Here is a 14,835-nt window from a genome sequence, read left to right as displayed (position 1 = left end):
AGCGGCCTGTAGCGTAGCTATTTATCATGTATTTCGAAAGCCTACAGCAGCTCAAAACCGCAACCCGGCGAGATCACCCTCGCGCATCACGGTGTGCTGTTTCTCGATGAATTGCCGGAGTTTGATCGCAAGGTGCTGGAGGTGCTGCGCGAGCCGATGGAGTCCGGACATATCGTGATCGCCCGAGCCAAGGATCGCGTGCGATTTCCGGCGCGATTTCAGTTAGTGGCGGCCATGAATCCGTGTCCCTGTGGATATCTTGGCGAGCCGAGCGGCAAGTGTTCGTGCACGCCGGACATGGTCCAGCGTTATCGCAACAAACTGTCGGGGCCATTGCTGGATCGGATCGACTTGCACCTGACGGTGGCGCGAGAGGCGACAGCGTTGAATCCTACGGTGAAGCCGGGCGAAGACAGTGCCACTGCCGCGGAACGTGTCGCCGAGGCGCGGGAACGGCAGCTGAAACGCCAGTCCTGCGCCAATGCCTTTCTCGATCTGCCGGGACTGAAACGCCACTGCAGGTTATCCACAGCCGATGAAACCTGGCTGGAATCGGCCTGCGAACGGCTGACCCTGTCACTACGCTCAGCCCATCGTTTGCTCAAAGTCGCCAGAACCCTGGCAGACCTTGAGCAAGTCGATGCAATCCGCCGTGAGCATCTGGCCGAGGCGCTGCAATACCGCCCGGCGACGCCTTAATGCTCGGTCAGATCCACCAGCGGCTTCTGCCGCACTTCGGTTTCACGCCCGGCCTGAATTTCGGTCACGTGCTTCAACGCATTATCCACAGCGCCTTTGTCCGCCAGCAGGCTGTAGCTGATCTGGAACTGTTGACTGGCCTTTGGCGCAATGGTCGGCACCAGATTCAACGGACGCTGATAGCGGCGGTTGTAGGAAAAACTGGTACCCGGCTCAAGGCCCGTTACATAGCCCTGCCCTTGAGTGTCGGTGTTTTTCCACAGGGAAAATACCGGCAGTTGCTGCGTATTGAAGCCTACAGAAACGCCAAGACTGCCGGCCTTGTTGTGCAGCACGGCCAGGGTTTCGCCTTTGGCGTCCGCATAAGGCACGACGTTGTAGACGGTTTCGTCGTAGTCCTTGGTCGGCGCGCGGTAGGTCTGCCAGTCGGGCAGATCGCCCTTGGCCTTGTCGTTAAAAGGCGAAACCTGTTTTACCGGAGCCGCAAAACGTGCGCCCTGCTCAAGGAATGGCGTACTGAAATTGCTGTGGTACAGCGCCTGGTATTCCTTCGGATAATCGCCGTTGTTGGTCAGCGTATCGTTGAGGGCGAAACGCGCGCTACCGGGCTCGGTGACCAGTTCGGTGACGACCGAGAAGTCGACTTTCTTGAACGCCTGCTCTTTCAGTTCGCCGCGCAGACTGATGGCGTAGGGTGGTTTTTCGTCAATGTGCAGGGTAACGCTGCTGGCCGGGATGTTGGCGGCGCGCCCGTGCAGAGTCAGCAACTCACCATTGTCCATGCCGGGATGGCCGACCCATTCATAACCGCAGCGGGCCACCAGCTCGTTGAAGCCTTCCAGCCAACCCAGGCCACCGCGTCCGTTGAGTTCGATGAAAGCCGGGTTGACCACTTCCTTGACCGGCGAATCCCAACCCATACGCACACTACCAACAGAGGCTTGCAGGACATTCATGCCGCGGGTCGGCACCACCGAGAGTTTCATCGTGCCATTATCGATATCGACGATGCTGACCCCTTCCTGCCGACCGCCGTGCAGAGTACGCAGGCTGACGGAAAAGGGTTTGTCGGTTTTCACCCCGAGCTGCTCACTGGTGATGCTCCAGTTTTGCGCGGGTTTGTTGGTGTCGAGAAGTACGTAATCCCAAGCCATGGCGTGGGAAGCAGCAGAGAGTGCGCCGAGTGCAACGGCGAGTTTGAACGGGGTCATGGCAGCAGCCTTTATTGGAGTTGTGCCATTTTTATAGCGCTGCAGAAACGTTTCAGCAAGTGTGAAAGAGCAAGAGATCGAGTGTTTTACCCAAGATTGGCAGTGAAGCGATCGCGAGCAGGCTCACTCCTACAGGGATCTTCAGGGATCACAAACAATGCGACCAACCGATATACCTGTAGGAGTGAGCCTGCTCGCGATAGCTATTTCAGCTGTACATCAACGGAAGCGATCAACCTCGGAACGCAAGTCCGCCGCCAGTTTCTCCAGCTCCTTGGCGGTGACCGCGAGGTTCGACACCACCTCACGCTGCTCACTGTTGGCCAGCGCAATACTCTGCAGATTGCTGCTCAGCAAAGTAGCCGTGCTGCTCTGCTCCTGCGTCGCGGTGGTAATCGCCGCGAACTGCTGGCCGGCAGAACGGCTCTGCTCATCGATCCGCGCCAGCGCCGACGCCACGTTGGCGTTGCGCGACAGGCCTTCCTGCATCAACAGGTTGCCCTGTTCCATGGTGCTGATGGCGTTGCCGGTTTCCTGCTGGATGCTGTGAATCATCCCGGAAATTTCGTCGGTGGCCTGACGGGTGCGCGACGCCAGGTTGCGCACCTCATCGGCCACCACGGCGAAGCCACGACCCTGTTCACCGGCACGCGCAGCTTCGATGGCCGCGTTGAGCGCCAGCAGGTTGGTCTGTTCGGCAATCGAGGTGATGACGCTGACGATGCCGCCGATTTCCTGGGAGCGCTGACCGAGGGTGTTGATCACCGTGGCCGTGGTGTTCAGCGCGCCGGCAATTTGCTCCAGCGAGGACGACGCCTCTTGCATCGAGGTGCGACCGATCTGGGTCTGCTGGGCATTTTCCTGGGCCAGACGCTGGGTGTTGCCCATGTTGTCGGCGATGTTCAACGAGGTGGCGCTGAACTCTTCCACCGCACCGGCCATGCTGGTGATTTCGCCGGACTGCTGCTCCATGCCTTCGTACGCACCGCCGGACAAACCGGACAACGCCTGGGCACGGCTGTTGACCTCTTCCGAGGAGCGGCGGATGTGCTCGACCATGGTCGACAGCGCCTGGCTCATCTGGTTGAACGCACGGGACAACTGGCCGATCTCGTCGTTGCTCGACACATTCAGGCGCACGCTCAGATCACCGGCACCCAGCGCTTCGGCCTGACGCACAAGGTCGCCCAGCGGTTGCAGCTTGCTGCGCAGCAGCCACATCGCCGCGCCCACCGCGATCAGCATCGCCAGCAGACTGCCAATGGCCAGTTGGGTGCCGACACTCCAGGTCACCGCGCGAATCTCGGACTTCGGCATGCTCGCCACCACCGACCACGGGCCGCCCTCGAACGGCACGGCAATGCTGTAGAAATCTTCGCCGCTGTCGCTCCAGAACTGGCCCTTGCCCGGCGTCTTGGCCAGGCCGTTGATCACCGGCACCGCTTGATCCAGCGCCTGCACCCCCGCCGGCGCCACCAGCCATTTGTTTTGCTCATCCAGCAACGCCAGCGAACCGTTCTGACCGATACGAAAACGCTTGAGATTGGCGAACTGGGCGTTCTGCGCATCGGTGTAGTCGAAACCGACGAACAACACCGCAATCACCTTGCCGCTGCCATCGCGCACCGGGGTGTACTGAGTCATGTAGGAGCGATCGAACAGCAAGGCGCGACCGACGTAACCCTGCCCCGCCATCAACTTCGCGTAAGCCGGGTGCGCGTGATCGAGCAAGGTGCCGATGGCGCGGGTGCCGTCCTGTTTGGTCAGGGAGGTGCTGACCCGCACGAAGTCTTCGCCGCTGCGCACGAACAGCGTGGCGACGCCGGCCGTCATCTGCTTGAACTCGTCGACTTCCTTGAAGTTGTTGTTCAGCACTTCGCCGCCCAGGTGCAGGCCCGGGGTTTGAGTGCCTGCAACCGTCACCGGCTCATCCGGGTGAATGCTCAGGCCCGCGCTGAAGCGCTTCTCGAACAGCCCGCTCAGGCGCTGGGTGCTTTCGCGCAGCGTGCCGTGGAAGGTGCTCAGTTGGTCGGCCAGCAGCCGCGCCTCACTGGCGAGGTGCTCTTCACGGGTGGCGAGGTTGGCGGTATCCAGCGAACGCAGGGCAAACACCGTACTGCCGCTGATGACAATCGCCAGTATCACAGCGAGCGCAAGGCCCAGCTGCGAGGCGATCCGGGCGCGAGGTTGAGACATGGACAGCTCCTGGCCGAGCCACCGGATCCTCCTTGATCGCAGCACTTGCTCGGAAAATTCTAATAATGGGGGTGAAATCGTGGCGACCGGCACGACGGTTCCACATGCTCATTTTCGGCGGTGAAACCGAATACTTGAGTAAATAGCGGGGTTATGGCGCAAGGCCGGCATTGTGCGGGCTCGAACGTTTCAGCTCAAGCGCTTGACCAGCGGCAACGCCATGGCGCGCACTTCGCCTTGCAGGAAGTCGCTGAGGCGGCGCAAACGTTCACCTCCCGGGCGGGTTTTCGGCCACACCAGGTAATAATTCAGTCCGCTGGCGACCGCGGTCGGCCATGGCAGGCTCAGTCTGCCTTGCGCCACATCTTCGGCGACCATCAGCAAATCGCCCATCGACACCCCGTAGCCTCGGGCTGCGGCGATCATCCCCAGTTCCAGGGTATCGAACACCTGTCCGCCCTTGAGCGAGACCTGATCGGACAGGCCCATGTGCTCCAGCCAACTGCGCCAGTCGCGCCGATCCGGAGTCGGGTGCAACAGTTCGGTGGACGCCAGACGCGCAACATCCCACGGCTGGTCGTTCAGCAGATTGGGCGCGCCCACCGGTATCAGCTCTTCCGGGAACAGCAGGCTGGCTTCCCAGTCCGGCGGGAAATGCCCATCACTGAGCAGCACAGCGCAGTCGAACGGCTCGTTGTTGAAGTCCACCGAATCCACGTCCATCCAGGCGCTGGTCAGTTGCACCTCGTTACCCGGTTGCAGATGGCGGAAGCGGCTGAGGCGCGCCAGCAGCCAGCGCATGGTCAGGGTAGACGGCGCTTTCATGCGCAGGATGTCGTCTTCGGCGCGCAAGGTGTTGCAGGCGCGCTCAAGGGCCGCGAAGCCGTCGCGGATTCCAGGCAACAGCATCCGCGCCGATTCCGTCAGTTGCAGGTTGCGCCCGCTGCGATGAAACAGCTTGCAGGCGAAATGCTCTTCCAGCGTCTTGATGTGCCGGCTGACTGCACTCTGGGTGATCGACAACTCCTCGGCCGCGCGGGTGAACGAGCTGTGCCGCGCCGCCGCTTCGAATGCGCGCAGGGCATACAACGGAGGAAGACGACGGGACATTCGCAAAGCTCCTATAGCGGGTTACGGCCAACCCGGCAGAATGTTCTCAAGATGAGTTTTAATCATGCCACCCATCCTTTTTATCCCTTTGTGCAAACCCTGCCAAGCGCCGAGAATCGTCGGCTCTCTGTTCCCTCTTTGAATGAGTGGTGATGACCATGCAGCATCCCGTGCGTACCGAACTCTGGGCCATCCTGCGGCTGGCCGGGCCGCTGATTGCCTCGCAGTTGGCGCACATGTTGATGGTGCTGACCGACACCTTGATGATGGCGCGCCTCAGTCCCGAAGCCCTGGCCGGGGGAGGACTGGGGGCGGCGAGTTATTCGTTCGTGTCGATCTTCTGCATCGGTGTGATTGCAGCGGTCGGTACCCTGGTGGCGATCCGTCAGGGCGCGGGCGACATCATCGGCGCGGCACGCCTGACCCAGGCCGGGTTGTGGCTGGCATGGCTGATGGCGCTCGGCGCCGCACTGCTGCTGTGGAACCTGAAACCGGTGTTGCTGCTGTTCGGCCAGACCGAAACCAACGTCCATGCCGCCGGGCAATTCCTCATTGCCCTGCCCTTCGCCCTGCCCGGTTACCTGAGCTTCATGGCCCTGCGCGGCTTCACCAGTGCGATTGGCCGGGCGACCCCGGTGATGGTCATCAGTCTCGGCGGCACCGTCGCCAACTTCCTGCTCAATTACGCACTGATCACCGGGATGTTCGGCCTGCCGAAACTGGGGCTGACCGGCATCGGTCTGGTCACGGCAATCGTTGCCAACTGCATGGCGCTGGCGCTCGCGTGGCACATTCGCCGGCATCCGGCCTACGACGCCTACCCGTTGCGCGCCGGTCTGTCGCGCCCCAATCGTCAATATCTGCAAGAGCTGTGGCGTCTCGGCCTGCCGATTGGCGGCACCTATGCCGTGGAAGTCGGCTTGTTCGCCTTCGCCGCGCTGTGCATGGGCACCATGGGCAGCACGCAACTGGGCGCCCATCAAATCGCCCTGCAGATCGTTTCGGTGGCGTTCATGGTGCCGGCGGGGATGTCCTACGCGATCACCATGCGCGTCGGCCAGCATTATGGCGCCGGGCAACTGAGCGATGCGCGAATGTCCGGGCGGGTCGGCATTGTTTTCGGTGCGGTGGTGATGCTGGGTTTTGCCATGGTGTTCTGGCTGTTGCCGAACCAACTGGTCGGGTTGTTCCTCGATCACGACAATCCGGCGTTTGCCGAGGTGATTCGCCTGGCGGTGAGCCTGTTGGCGGTGGCGGCGTGGTTCGAGCTGTTCGACGGCACGCAGACGATTGCCATGGGCTGTATCCGTGGGCTCAAGGACGCAAAAACCACGTTCCTGGTCGGGCTCGGTTGCTATTGGCTGATTGGCGCACCGGCCGCGTGGTGGATGGCGTTCCACCTGAACTGGGGGCCGACGGGCGTGTGGTGGGGTCTGGCGCTGGGCCTGGCCTGCGCGGCAGTGAGCCTGACCCTGGCGTTTGAATGGAAGATGAAGCGGATGATTCGGTTGGAGCCTGCATCAGCAGATCAGTACACAATCGCTCAGGCAGACTGAGATTCCCTTGTGGGCGCGGGCTTGCTCGCGAAAGCGCTGGGTCAGACAGCACATGCCTGGACTGACACCGCGCCTTCGCGAGCAAGCCCGCTCCCACAGGGGTCATGCATTCACCCGGAAATGGTGTTCAGCTCACAAATTCCAGTGATGACTGCTGGCTGGCCCCAAACGTCAGGTACTCAACCAACTCCGCCAATGGCAACGGCCGGCTGATCAGATAACCCTGCACCTGATCACAGCCAAACCCGCGCAGCAGATCCAGCTGCTCCGGCGTCTCCACCCCCTCGGCCACCACTTCCAGATGCAGGTTGTGCGCGAGGTTGATCATCGCATGCACCAGTTTGCGGTTCTCTTCGCGTTGCTCCATACCGCCGACAAAGCTTTTGTCGATCTTCAGCAGCGTGATCGGCAGGCTGTTGAGGTGCACGAACGAGGAGAACCCGGTGCCGAAGTCATCCAGCGAGAAACGCACGCCGAGGCGGCCGAGGGCGTCCATGGTCTGTTTGACCAGGTCGCTGCGGCGCATCACGGCGGTTTCGGTGAGTTCAAATTCGAGCCATTGCGCCTCGACCCCGCGCTCGGCAATCAGCCGGCTGAGCGTCGGCAGCAACTGGCTGTCCTGAAACTGGCGGAACGACAGGTTGATCGCCATGTGCAGCGCCGGCAGCCCACGCTCGCGCAGTGCCTGCATGTCGCGCAACGCGCGGGAGATCACCCAGTAGCCCAACGGCACGATCAAACCACTCTGCTCGGCCAGCGGCACGAATTCGCTCGGTGGCAGCAAACCGCGCTCGCCATGACGCCAACGCACCAAGGCTTCGAGGCCGACGATCTGCCCGTCTGCAAGATTCAGTCGCGGCTGGTAATGCAGCTCCAGCTCATCGCGGCGCAGGGCCCGGCGCAGCTCGCTTTCGAGGTCGGCCATGCTCCGGGCGTTGCGATTGATGCGCTCGTTGAAGATATGGAAGGTGCAGCCCTGCGTGCTCTTGGCCTGCTGCATGGCGATGTGCGCGTGCCACATCAGCGGATCGGCGCCACCCTGTGCGCGGGCATGGGCGATACCGAGACTGGAACCGATCAACAGGCTTTCGCCGTCGACCCAATAGGGTTCGGACAAGGCTTCGGTAATGCGTTCGGCCATCCACTCGGCGCGTTGCGGCGCGCGGCGGGTGTCGATCAGCAGGGCAAATTCATCGCTGCCCAGGCGCGCCAGTTGATCACCGGCCTCCAGCTGACTTTTCAGCCGGGCGACGACTTGCAGGATCAGACGGTCGCCGGCCTGATGCCCGAGGGCGTCGTTGGCATGACGAAAGTTGTCGAGATCGAGATGTCCGAGGGCCAGACCGCGCCCGTCGTTTTCTGCCAGCCGCGCGGTCAGCAGGGTCTGAAAGCCCTGGCGGTTGGCGATGCCGGTCAGAGGATCCTGTTCAGCGAGGCGTTGCAGAGTGTTTTCGAGAACGCCGCGCTCACGCACATGACGCAGGCAACGGCGCAGCATGCCGGCATCGAGGGCGTCGAACACCAGCCAGTCGCTGACGCCAACGGGCGCGGTGGCCGGTTCGTGTTCCAGCAGCAACACGGTCGGCAGGCTGCAACGGCCCGGGGCCGGCTGCAACGCGGGAACGGTCAACAACACCGCATGACGGTTGTCTTCGAACAGACTGCTGACCGACTCCCAGCTCGGCGCGCTGATCAGCACCGCCGCGCTCCCCATCGGAGCCAGACACTCGCGCAATAACGCTGTCCACGCTGGCTCTTCGGCCAGTAGCAGCAAACGCAAGGGTTCGACAGGCGTAGACAAGCTAGCTCCCTAGACTCTGCAATGATGTGGGCGGGGCATTATGCCGTTGCGATGATCAATGACCAAATGACAACGGTTATCAAACCGTTATTTTGTGTCATGAATGAGTACATTAGCCGCAAAATCACCGCGCATCCTGCGTGAAAGTAACAAAACCGGCAAATTTGAATCGCGTGGTGCGTCACAAGTCGGACAGAGCAGCACAAATCGCTGAGCCTGTTAAAATGCCGGCCCATTTCGTCAACGACTCCCGAATTTTCGTATGTCCCGACTCAATCCCCGGCAGCAAGAAGCCGTGAACTACGTCGGCGGCCCTCTATTGGTGCTCGCCGGCGCTGGCTCCGGCAAGACCAGCGTGATCACCCGCAAGATCGCGCACCTGATCCAGAACTGCGGCATCCGCGCCCAGTACATCGTCGCCATGACCTTTACCAACAAGGCCGCGCGCGAGATGAAGGAGCGGGTCGGCACCCTGCTGCGTGCCGGCGAAGGTCGCGGCCTGACGGTCTGCACCTTCCACAACCTGGGCCTGAACATCATCCGCAAGGAGCATGCGCGGCTGGGCTACAAACCCGGTTTCTCGATCTTCGACGAGACCGACGTCAAAGCCCTGATGACCGACATCATGCAGAAGGAATACGCAGGCGACGACGGCGTCGACGAGATCAAGAACATGATCGGCGCCTGGAAAAACGACCTGATCCTGCCGGCCCAGGCGCTTGAGAACGCACGCAACCCCAAGGAACAGACTGCCGCCATCGTCTACACCCACTATCAGCGCACGCTCAAGGCGTTCAACGCGGTGGACTTCGACGACCTGATCCTGCTGCCGGTGAAACTCTTCGAAGAGCACGCCGACATTCTCGAAAAGTGGCAGAACAAGGTGCGTTACCTGCTGGTCGACGAATACCAGGACACCAACGCCAGCCAGTACCTGCTGGTGAAGATGCTGATCGGCAAGCGTAACCAGTTCACCGTGGTGGGCGACGACGACCAGTCGATCTACGCCTGGCGCGGCGCACGGCCGGAAAACCTGATGCTGCTCAAGGATGACTACCCGTCGCTGAAAGTGGTGATGCTCGAGCAGAACTATCGGTCCACCAGCCGCATCCTGCGCTGCGCCAACGTGCTGATCTCGAACAACCCGCACGAATTCGAAAAACAGCTGTGGAGTGAGATGGGCCACGGCGACGAGATCCGCGTGATCCGCTGCCGCAACGAGGACGCCGAAGCCGAGCGCGTCGCCATGGAAATCCTCAGCCTGCACTTGCGCACCGACCGCCCGTACAGCGATTTCGCGATCCTCTATCGCGGCAACTACCAGGCCAAGCTGATCGAACTGAAGTTGCAGCACCACCAGGTGCCGTACCGCCTGAGCGGCGGCAACAGCTTCTTTGGCCGTCAGGAAGTGAAGGACCTGATGGCCTACTTCCGCCTGATCGTGAACCCGGACGACGACAATGCCTTCCTGCGCGTGATCAACGTGCCGCGCCGCGAAATCGGCTCGACCACCCTGGAAAAACTCGGCAACTACGCCACCGAACGCAAGATCTCGATGTACGCCGCCACCGATGAAATCGGTCTGGGCGAGCATCTGGACAGCCGCTTTACCGATCGCCTGTCGCGCTTCAAGCGCTTCATGGACAAGGTCCGTGAGCAGTGTGCCGGTGAAGATCCGATCTCGGCGCTGCGCAGCATGGTCATGGACATCGACTACGAGAACTGGCTGCGCACCAACAGTTCCAGCGACAAGGCTGCGGACTACCGGATGAGCAACGTCTGGTTCCTCATCGAAGCCTTGAAGAACACCCTGGAAAAAGACGAAGACGGGGAGATGACCGTCGAGGACGCCATCGGCAAACTGGTCCTGCGCGACATGCTCGAGCGTCAGCAGGAAGAAGAGGACGGCGCCGAAGGCGTGCAGATGATGACCCTGCATGCGTCCAAGGGCCTGGAATTCCCTTACGTGTTCATCATGGGCATGGAAGAGGAAATCCTCCCGCACCGCTCCAGCATCGAAGCCGACACCATCGAAGAGGAACGCCGCCTGGCCTACGTGGGCATCACCCGCGCGCGTCAGACCCTGGCGTTCACCTTTGCCGCCAAGCGCAAACAGTACGGCGAGATCATCGACTGCGCGCCAAGCCGCTTCCTCGATGAGCTGCCGCCGGACGACCTGGCGTGGGAAGGCAACGACGACACACCGACCGAAGTCAAAGCCGTGCGTGGCAATAGCGCATTGGCTGATATACGCGCGATGTTAAAGCGCTAGAATTGACCACTTTTTTAAAGCTTAGGGCGCACAGGCGCTGAACGAGGACAGCTTCATGGAAGCATTGCACCAGAAAATCCGCGAACAAGGCATCGTGCTTTCCGACCAGGTCCTGAAAGTCGACGCCTTTCTGAACCATCAGATCGACCCGGCCCTGATGAAGCTGATCGGCGACGAATTCGCCACGCTGTTCAAGGATTCGGGCATCACCAAGATCGTCACCATCGAAGCCTCGGGCATTGCCCCGGCGATCATGACCGGTCTGAACCTGGGCGTGCCGGTGATCTTCGCCCGCAAGCAACAGTCCCTGACCCTGACAGAAAACCTGCTGTCGGCGACCGTTTATTCGTTCACCAAAAAGACCGAAAGCACGGTGGCCATCTCGCCACGGCACCTGACCAGCAGCGACCGCGTGCTGATCATCGACGACTTCCTGGCCAACGGTAAGGCCTCGCAGGCGTTGATCTCGATCATCAAACAGGCTGGCGCCACCGTTGCCGGTCTGGGCATCGTGATCGAGAAGTCGTTCCAGGGCGGCCGGGCCGAACTGGACTCGCAGGGCTACCGCGTTGAATCGCTGGCTCGCGTGAAATCGCTGAAGGATGGCGTCGTTACCTTCATCGAATAATCCAGCAACACCGCGGCCCCCTGTAGGAGTGAGCCTGCTCGCGATAGCGTAGTGTCAGCTGATATTTTCGTCAGCTGATACACCGCCATCGCGAGCAGGCTCACTCCTACAGTTGTTTTGGGTCAGGCAGTTATTGCGCGGTGGCCTTCAGCCCGGTGAGTAGCAGGCGCTGGAACAGGTCTTCTTTCAGGCCTTCCGGGTGGGTCAGTTGCATACGTTCAAGGTGTTCGGGGAACGTCGAAGCCTCCGGCGCATCTAGCGCAGCCTTGCCCAGCTCCAATATCTCGCTCAGCTTGAACTTGCTCTTCAGCCAGTTCAGCGCCCGCAGCAAATCCCGCTCGATGGCGGTGAAATCACAGCCCAGCGGATACTCCGGAAACAGATTCGGATGCTTCGCCGCAATCGCCTGCAAGCGTTGCGGGGTGTTATCGGCGAAACGCGGATCGAGACGGAAATCCTGCGGCAGTTTGCCGACCTTCTGCGCCTGCTCGATCAGTTCTGGCTGGAAGCGTGAATCGCTGATGTTCAGCAACGACTCGATCACCACCTCGTCAGTCTTGCCGCGCAGATCGGCGATGCCGTACTCGGTGACCACGATGTCGCGCAGGTGCCGTGGAATCGTGCAGTGCCCGTATTCCCAGACGATGTTCGAACTGACCTCGCCGCCGGACTCGCGCCAGCTGCGCAGGATCAGAATCGAACGCGCATCGTGCAGCGCATGGCCCTGGGCGACGAAGTTGTATTGCCCGCCGACGCCGCTGAGTACCCGCCCGTCTTCCAGTTGATCAGCCACGCCCGCGCCCATCAGCGTCATGGTGAACACGGTGTTGATGAACCGTGCATCAATCCGTTGCAAGCGCTTCAATTCTTCCTGCCCGTACAGCTCGTTGATGTAGCTGATGCGGGTCATGTTGAATTCGAGGCGCTTGCTCAACGGCAGTTCGCGCAGGCGCCCGTAGAAACTGCGTGGGCCGAGGAAGAAGCCGCCGTGCACCGAGATGCCATCGGTCTGCGCCGCTTCATCGAGGGTGCCGGCGTTGGCCTGTTCCTGCGTCTGCACGTCGGGGTAGACCTTGCGCCGGATGATCCCGGCATCGGCCAGCACCAGCAGGCCGTTGACGAACATTTCGCTGCAGCCATACAGGCCTTTGGCGAATGGCGCGGTACCGCCCTCGCGCTCGATCAACTGTGCCCACTGGCTGAGATTGAGATCGGCCAGTACCGCCTGATAACCGGCGTTGTCCGCCTGCCGCGCGAGCAATGCGGCGGTCAGTGCATCGCCCATCGAACCGATGCCGATCTGCAAGGTGCCGCCATCGCGCACCAGAGTGCTGGCGTGCAGGCCGATGAAATGATCCTGAAAGCCCACCGGCATGTTCGGCGTGGAAAACAGCGTGCTGCTGTCCTTCGCGTCGATCAGCAGGTCGAAGGTGTCGATATCGACTTCGGCATCACCGGGCATGTACGGCAGATCGGTGTGCACCTGGCCGACCAGCAGAATGGTCTCCCCGGCGTCGCGGCGCTTGGTGATCATCGGCAACAGGTCGAGGGTGATGTCGGGGTTGCAGCTCAGGCTCAGGCGATCGGGATGTTCGCTGCTGCTGGCGAGCAATTGCGCCACCAGATTGAGGCCGGCAGCATTGATGTCGCGGGCGGCATGGCTGTAGTTGCTGCTGACGTAATCCTGCTGGGCCGGCGGGCTGTTGAGCAGGCTGCCCGGCTGCATGAAAAACTGTTCGATGCGGATATTGCCGGGCAGGCTGTCGCGGTGCAGGTCGGCAAGGAAATCGAATTCGGGGTAGTCGCCGAAAACGCGCTCGACGAAGGGTTCGATGAAGCGCTTCTGCAGACCGTCACCCAAGGTCGGCCGACCGAGGCACAGCGCGGTATAGATCGTCAGTTGCCGCTCGGGCAAGTCCTTGATCCGCCGGTACAGCGCGTTGACGAAGTGATTGGGCTTGCCCAGCCCCAGCGGCATGCCCATGTGGATGTGCGCCGGCAAGCGCGCAAGCACATCGTCCACTGCCTGTTCGATCGAACACAACTGCACCATCTGAAGCCTCCTGCCCGTTCCGTGAATAGGGGTAGACCGAGCTTGCCTCGACTTTGCTGCAAAGGACAGCGAAAGCCGTGAATCGCAGGCACAAAAAAACCGTCCGAAGACGGTTTTTTTCGTCAGAAGCGCGCCTTGTTACAGGCCGGACATCTTCTTGATCGCGCCCTTGAGCTCGTCGTCCGAGCAATCGGCGCAGGTGCCTTTTGGCGGCATGGAATTGATGCCGGTGATGGCTTTGGCGAGAATGCCATCGAGGCCGCCCTGATGATCGGCGCGGTCTTTCCAGGCGGCGGTGTCACCGATTTTCGGTGCCCCCAGCAGGCCGGTACCGTGGCAAGCGTTGCAATGTTTTGCAATCACTTCGTCCGGCGTCTTTGCACCACCGCCGCCGCCAGCGGAGGCAGCCACTTCCATTCCTTTGCATTCCTGCCCCTGAACACACACTTGGCCGACCGGCTCGAGGCGCTTGGCAATGTCGTCATTCGTCGCAGCTTGAGCGCTGACAGCCCAGAGGGCCAGTACGGTTGCTGGTGCGGCCAGCATTTTCATAATTAGATTCACGCGTTCACCCTCAATGGTGGCTATTCACGCCTGCGGCCACGGTTCGCAGGCGGGCGCAAGTATAGCGGGTAGCCCGCCACACTGAAACAACCCCATAGTCGAAGGGGTTATACCGCGCGATGGAAAAACTCTGCGGATGCCTTCGCCGTCATGGCTTGGCGCCTCTATCGTTAAAAATTTGCCGGCGTGGCTGCGCTGATTAGTCGCGCAGGCGCGTCGAACGGATTCCGGAAACGATGCGGCTTGGTACTTTCAAAATAGTAGCTGTCGCCGGCTTCGAGAATAAAAGTTTCCAGGCCCACCACCAATTCCAGACGACCTTCCACCAGAATCCCGGTTTCCTCGCCTTCATGGGTGAGCATTTCTTCGCCGGTATCAGCGCCCGGCGGGTAGATTTCGTTGAGGAACGCGATGGCCCGGCTCGGGTGTGCGCGGCCGACCAGTTTCATGGTCACGGCGCCGTCGGAAATGTCGATCAGCTCGTTGGCCTTGTAGACGATCTGGGTCGGGATTTCCTGCAGGATTTCTTCGGAAAAGAACTCGACCATGGACATGGGAATCCCGCCCAGAACCTTCCTCAGCGAACTGATCGAAGGGCTGACGCTGTTCTTTTCGATCATCGAAATGGTGCTGTTGGTGACGCCCGCGCGCTTGGCGAGTTCACGCTGGGAAAGCCCTTTGAGCTTGCGGATCGATTGCAGTCGTTCACCGACGTCCAAGGCGGGAGCCTCCTGATGTTGTAAGA

At 61.1% G+C, this 14,835-nt stretch carries 10 protein-coding genes and 1 pseudogene; 4 read left to right on the top strand and 7 right to left on the bottom strand.

Translation table 11 applies throughout. The annotated features are described in order from the left end of the window. Nucleotides 1-48: 48 nt before the first annotated feature. Nucleotides 49-699: pseudogene (locus tag LCH64_RS16965) on the top strand (ATP-binding protein); the annotation flags it as partial. Here the strand turns inward: LCH64_RS16965 and LCH64_RS16960 are convergent. The 3 genes from LCH64_RS16960 to LCH64_RS16950 form a co-directional block, all read right to left on the bottom strand. Then, entirely contained in the window at nucleotides 696-1,910 is a 1,215-nt protein-coding gene (locus LCH64_RS16960) for an aldose 1-epimerase family protein (protein WP_226500800.1), read from the bottom strand. The pseudogene LCH64_RS16965 and the gene LCH64_RS16960 sit on opposite strands and share 4 nt — an antisense overlap. 219 nt (nucleotides 1,911-2,129) lie before the next feature. Continuing rightward, the gene (locus LCH64_RS16955; RefSeq protein WP_226500799.1) at nucleotides 2,130-4,106 is read right to left on the bottom strand and encodes a methyl-accepting chemotaxis protein; all 1,977 of its coding nucleotides are present in this window, start codon (nucleotides 4,104-4,106) and stop codon (nucleotides 2,130-2,132) included. Between the two features lie 189 nt (nucleotides 4,107-4,295). Beyond that, nucleotides 4,296-5,216, bottom strand: coding sequence for a LysR substrate-binding domain-containing protein (locus LCH64_RS16950; RefSeq protein WP_045122673.1), 921 nt, complete (start codon nucleotides 5,214-5,216; stop codon nucleotides 4,296-4,298). A gap of 158 nt (nucleotides 5,217-5,374) precedes the next feature. Here LCH64_RS16950 and LCH64_RS16945 point away from each other — a divergent pair, with 158 nt between their 5' ends. After that, the gene (locus LCH64_RS16945) at nucleotides 5,375-6,772 is read left to right on the top strand and encodes a NorM family multidrug efflux MATE transporter (RefSeq protein ID WP_226500834.1); all 1,398 of its coding nucleotides are present in this window, start codon (nucleotides 5,375-5,377) and stop codon (nucleotides 6,770-6,772) included. Between the two features lie 127 nt (nucleotides 6,773-6,899). Here LCH64_RS16945 and LCH64_RS16940 read toward each other — a convergent pair whose 3' ends face one another. After that, complete coding sequence (locus tag LCH64_RS16940; protein WP_003229436.1) at nucleotides 6,900-8,573, bottom strand: bifunctional diguanylate cyclase/phosphodiesterase; 1,674 nt, start codon at nucleotides 8,571-8,573, stop codon at nucleotides 6,900-6,902. A gap of 262 nt (nucleotides 8,574-8,835) precedes the next feature. Between LCH64_RS16940 and rep the strand changes: the two genes are divergently transcribed. Together rep and LCH64_RS16930 are read left to right on the top strand one after the other, a co-directional pair. After that, on the top strand, nucleotides 8,836-10,845 hold the full coding sequence (gene rep / locus LCH64_RS16935) for a DNA helicase Rep (RefSeq protein ID WP_027610430.1): 2,010 nt from the start codon (nucleotides 8,836-8,838) through the stop codon (nucleotides 10,843-10,845). A gap of 55 nt (nucleotides 10,846-10,900) precedes the next feature. Beyond that, the gene (locus LCH64_RS16930) at nucleotides 10,901-11,473 is read left to right on the top strand and encodes a xanthine phosphoribosyltransferase (RefSeq protein WP_003229440.1); all 573 of its coding nucleotides are present in this window, start codon (nucleotides 10,901-10,903) and stop codon (nucleotides 11,471-11,473) included. A gap of 130 nt (nucleotides 11,474-11,603) precedes the next feature. Here LCH64_RS16930 and LCH64_RS16925 read toward each other — a convergent pair whose 3' ends face one another. From LCH64_RS16925 to LCH64_RS16915, 3 genes are all read right to left on the bottom strand, one after another. After that, nucleotides 11,604-13,526: an acetyl-CoA hydrolase/transferase C-terminal domain-containing protein gene (locus LCH64_RS16925; RefSeq protein WP_226500798.1), complete on the bottom strand. Its 1,923-nt coding sequence runs from the start codon at nucleotides 13,524-13,526 to the stop codon at nucleotides 11,604-11,606. Between the two features lie 138 nt (nucleotides 13,527-13,664). Next, a complete protein-coding gene (locus LCH64_RS16920; RefSeq protein ID WP_045122674.1) occupies nucleotides 13,665-14,078 on the bottom strand; it encodes a c-type cytochrome in 414 nt (137 codons plus the stop codon). A 182-nt stretch (nucleotides 14,079-14,260) separates the two neighbouring features. After that, on the bottom strand, nucleotides 14,261-14,809 hold the full coding sequence (locus LCH64_RS16915; protein WP_226500797.1) for a cupin domain-containing protein: 549 nt from the start codon (nucleotides 14,807-14,809) through the stop codon (nucleotides 14,261-14,263). Nucleotides 14,810-14,835 lie beyond the last annotated feature (26 nt).

This window comes from Pseudomonas sp. MWU16-30322, from assembly GCF_020515535.1.
GTDB lineage: Bacteria > Pseudomonadota > Gammaproteobacteria > Pseudomonadales > Pseudomonadaceae > Aquipseudomonas > Aquipseudomonas fluorescens_H.
This window is presented reverse-complemented; position numbering and strand designations above follow the sequence as displayed.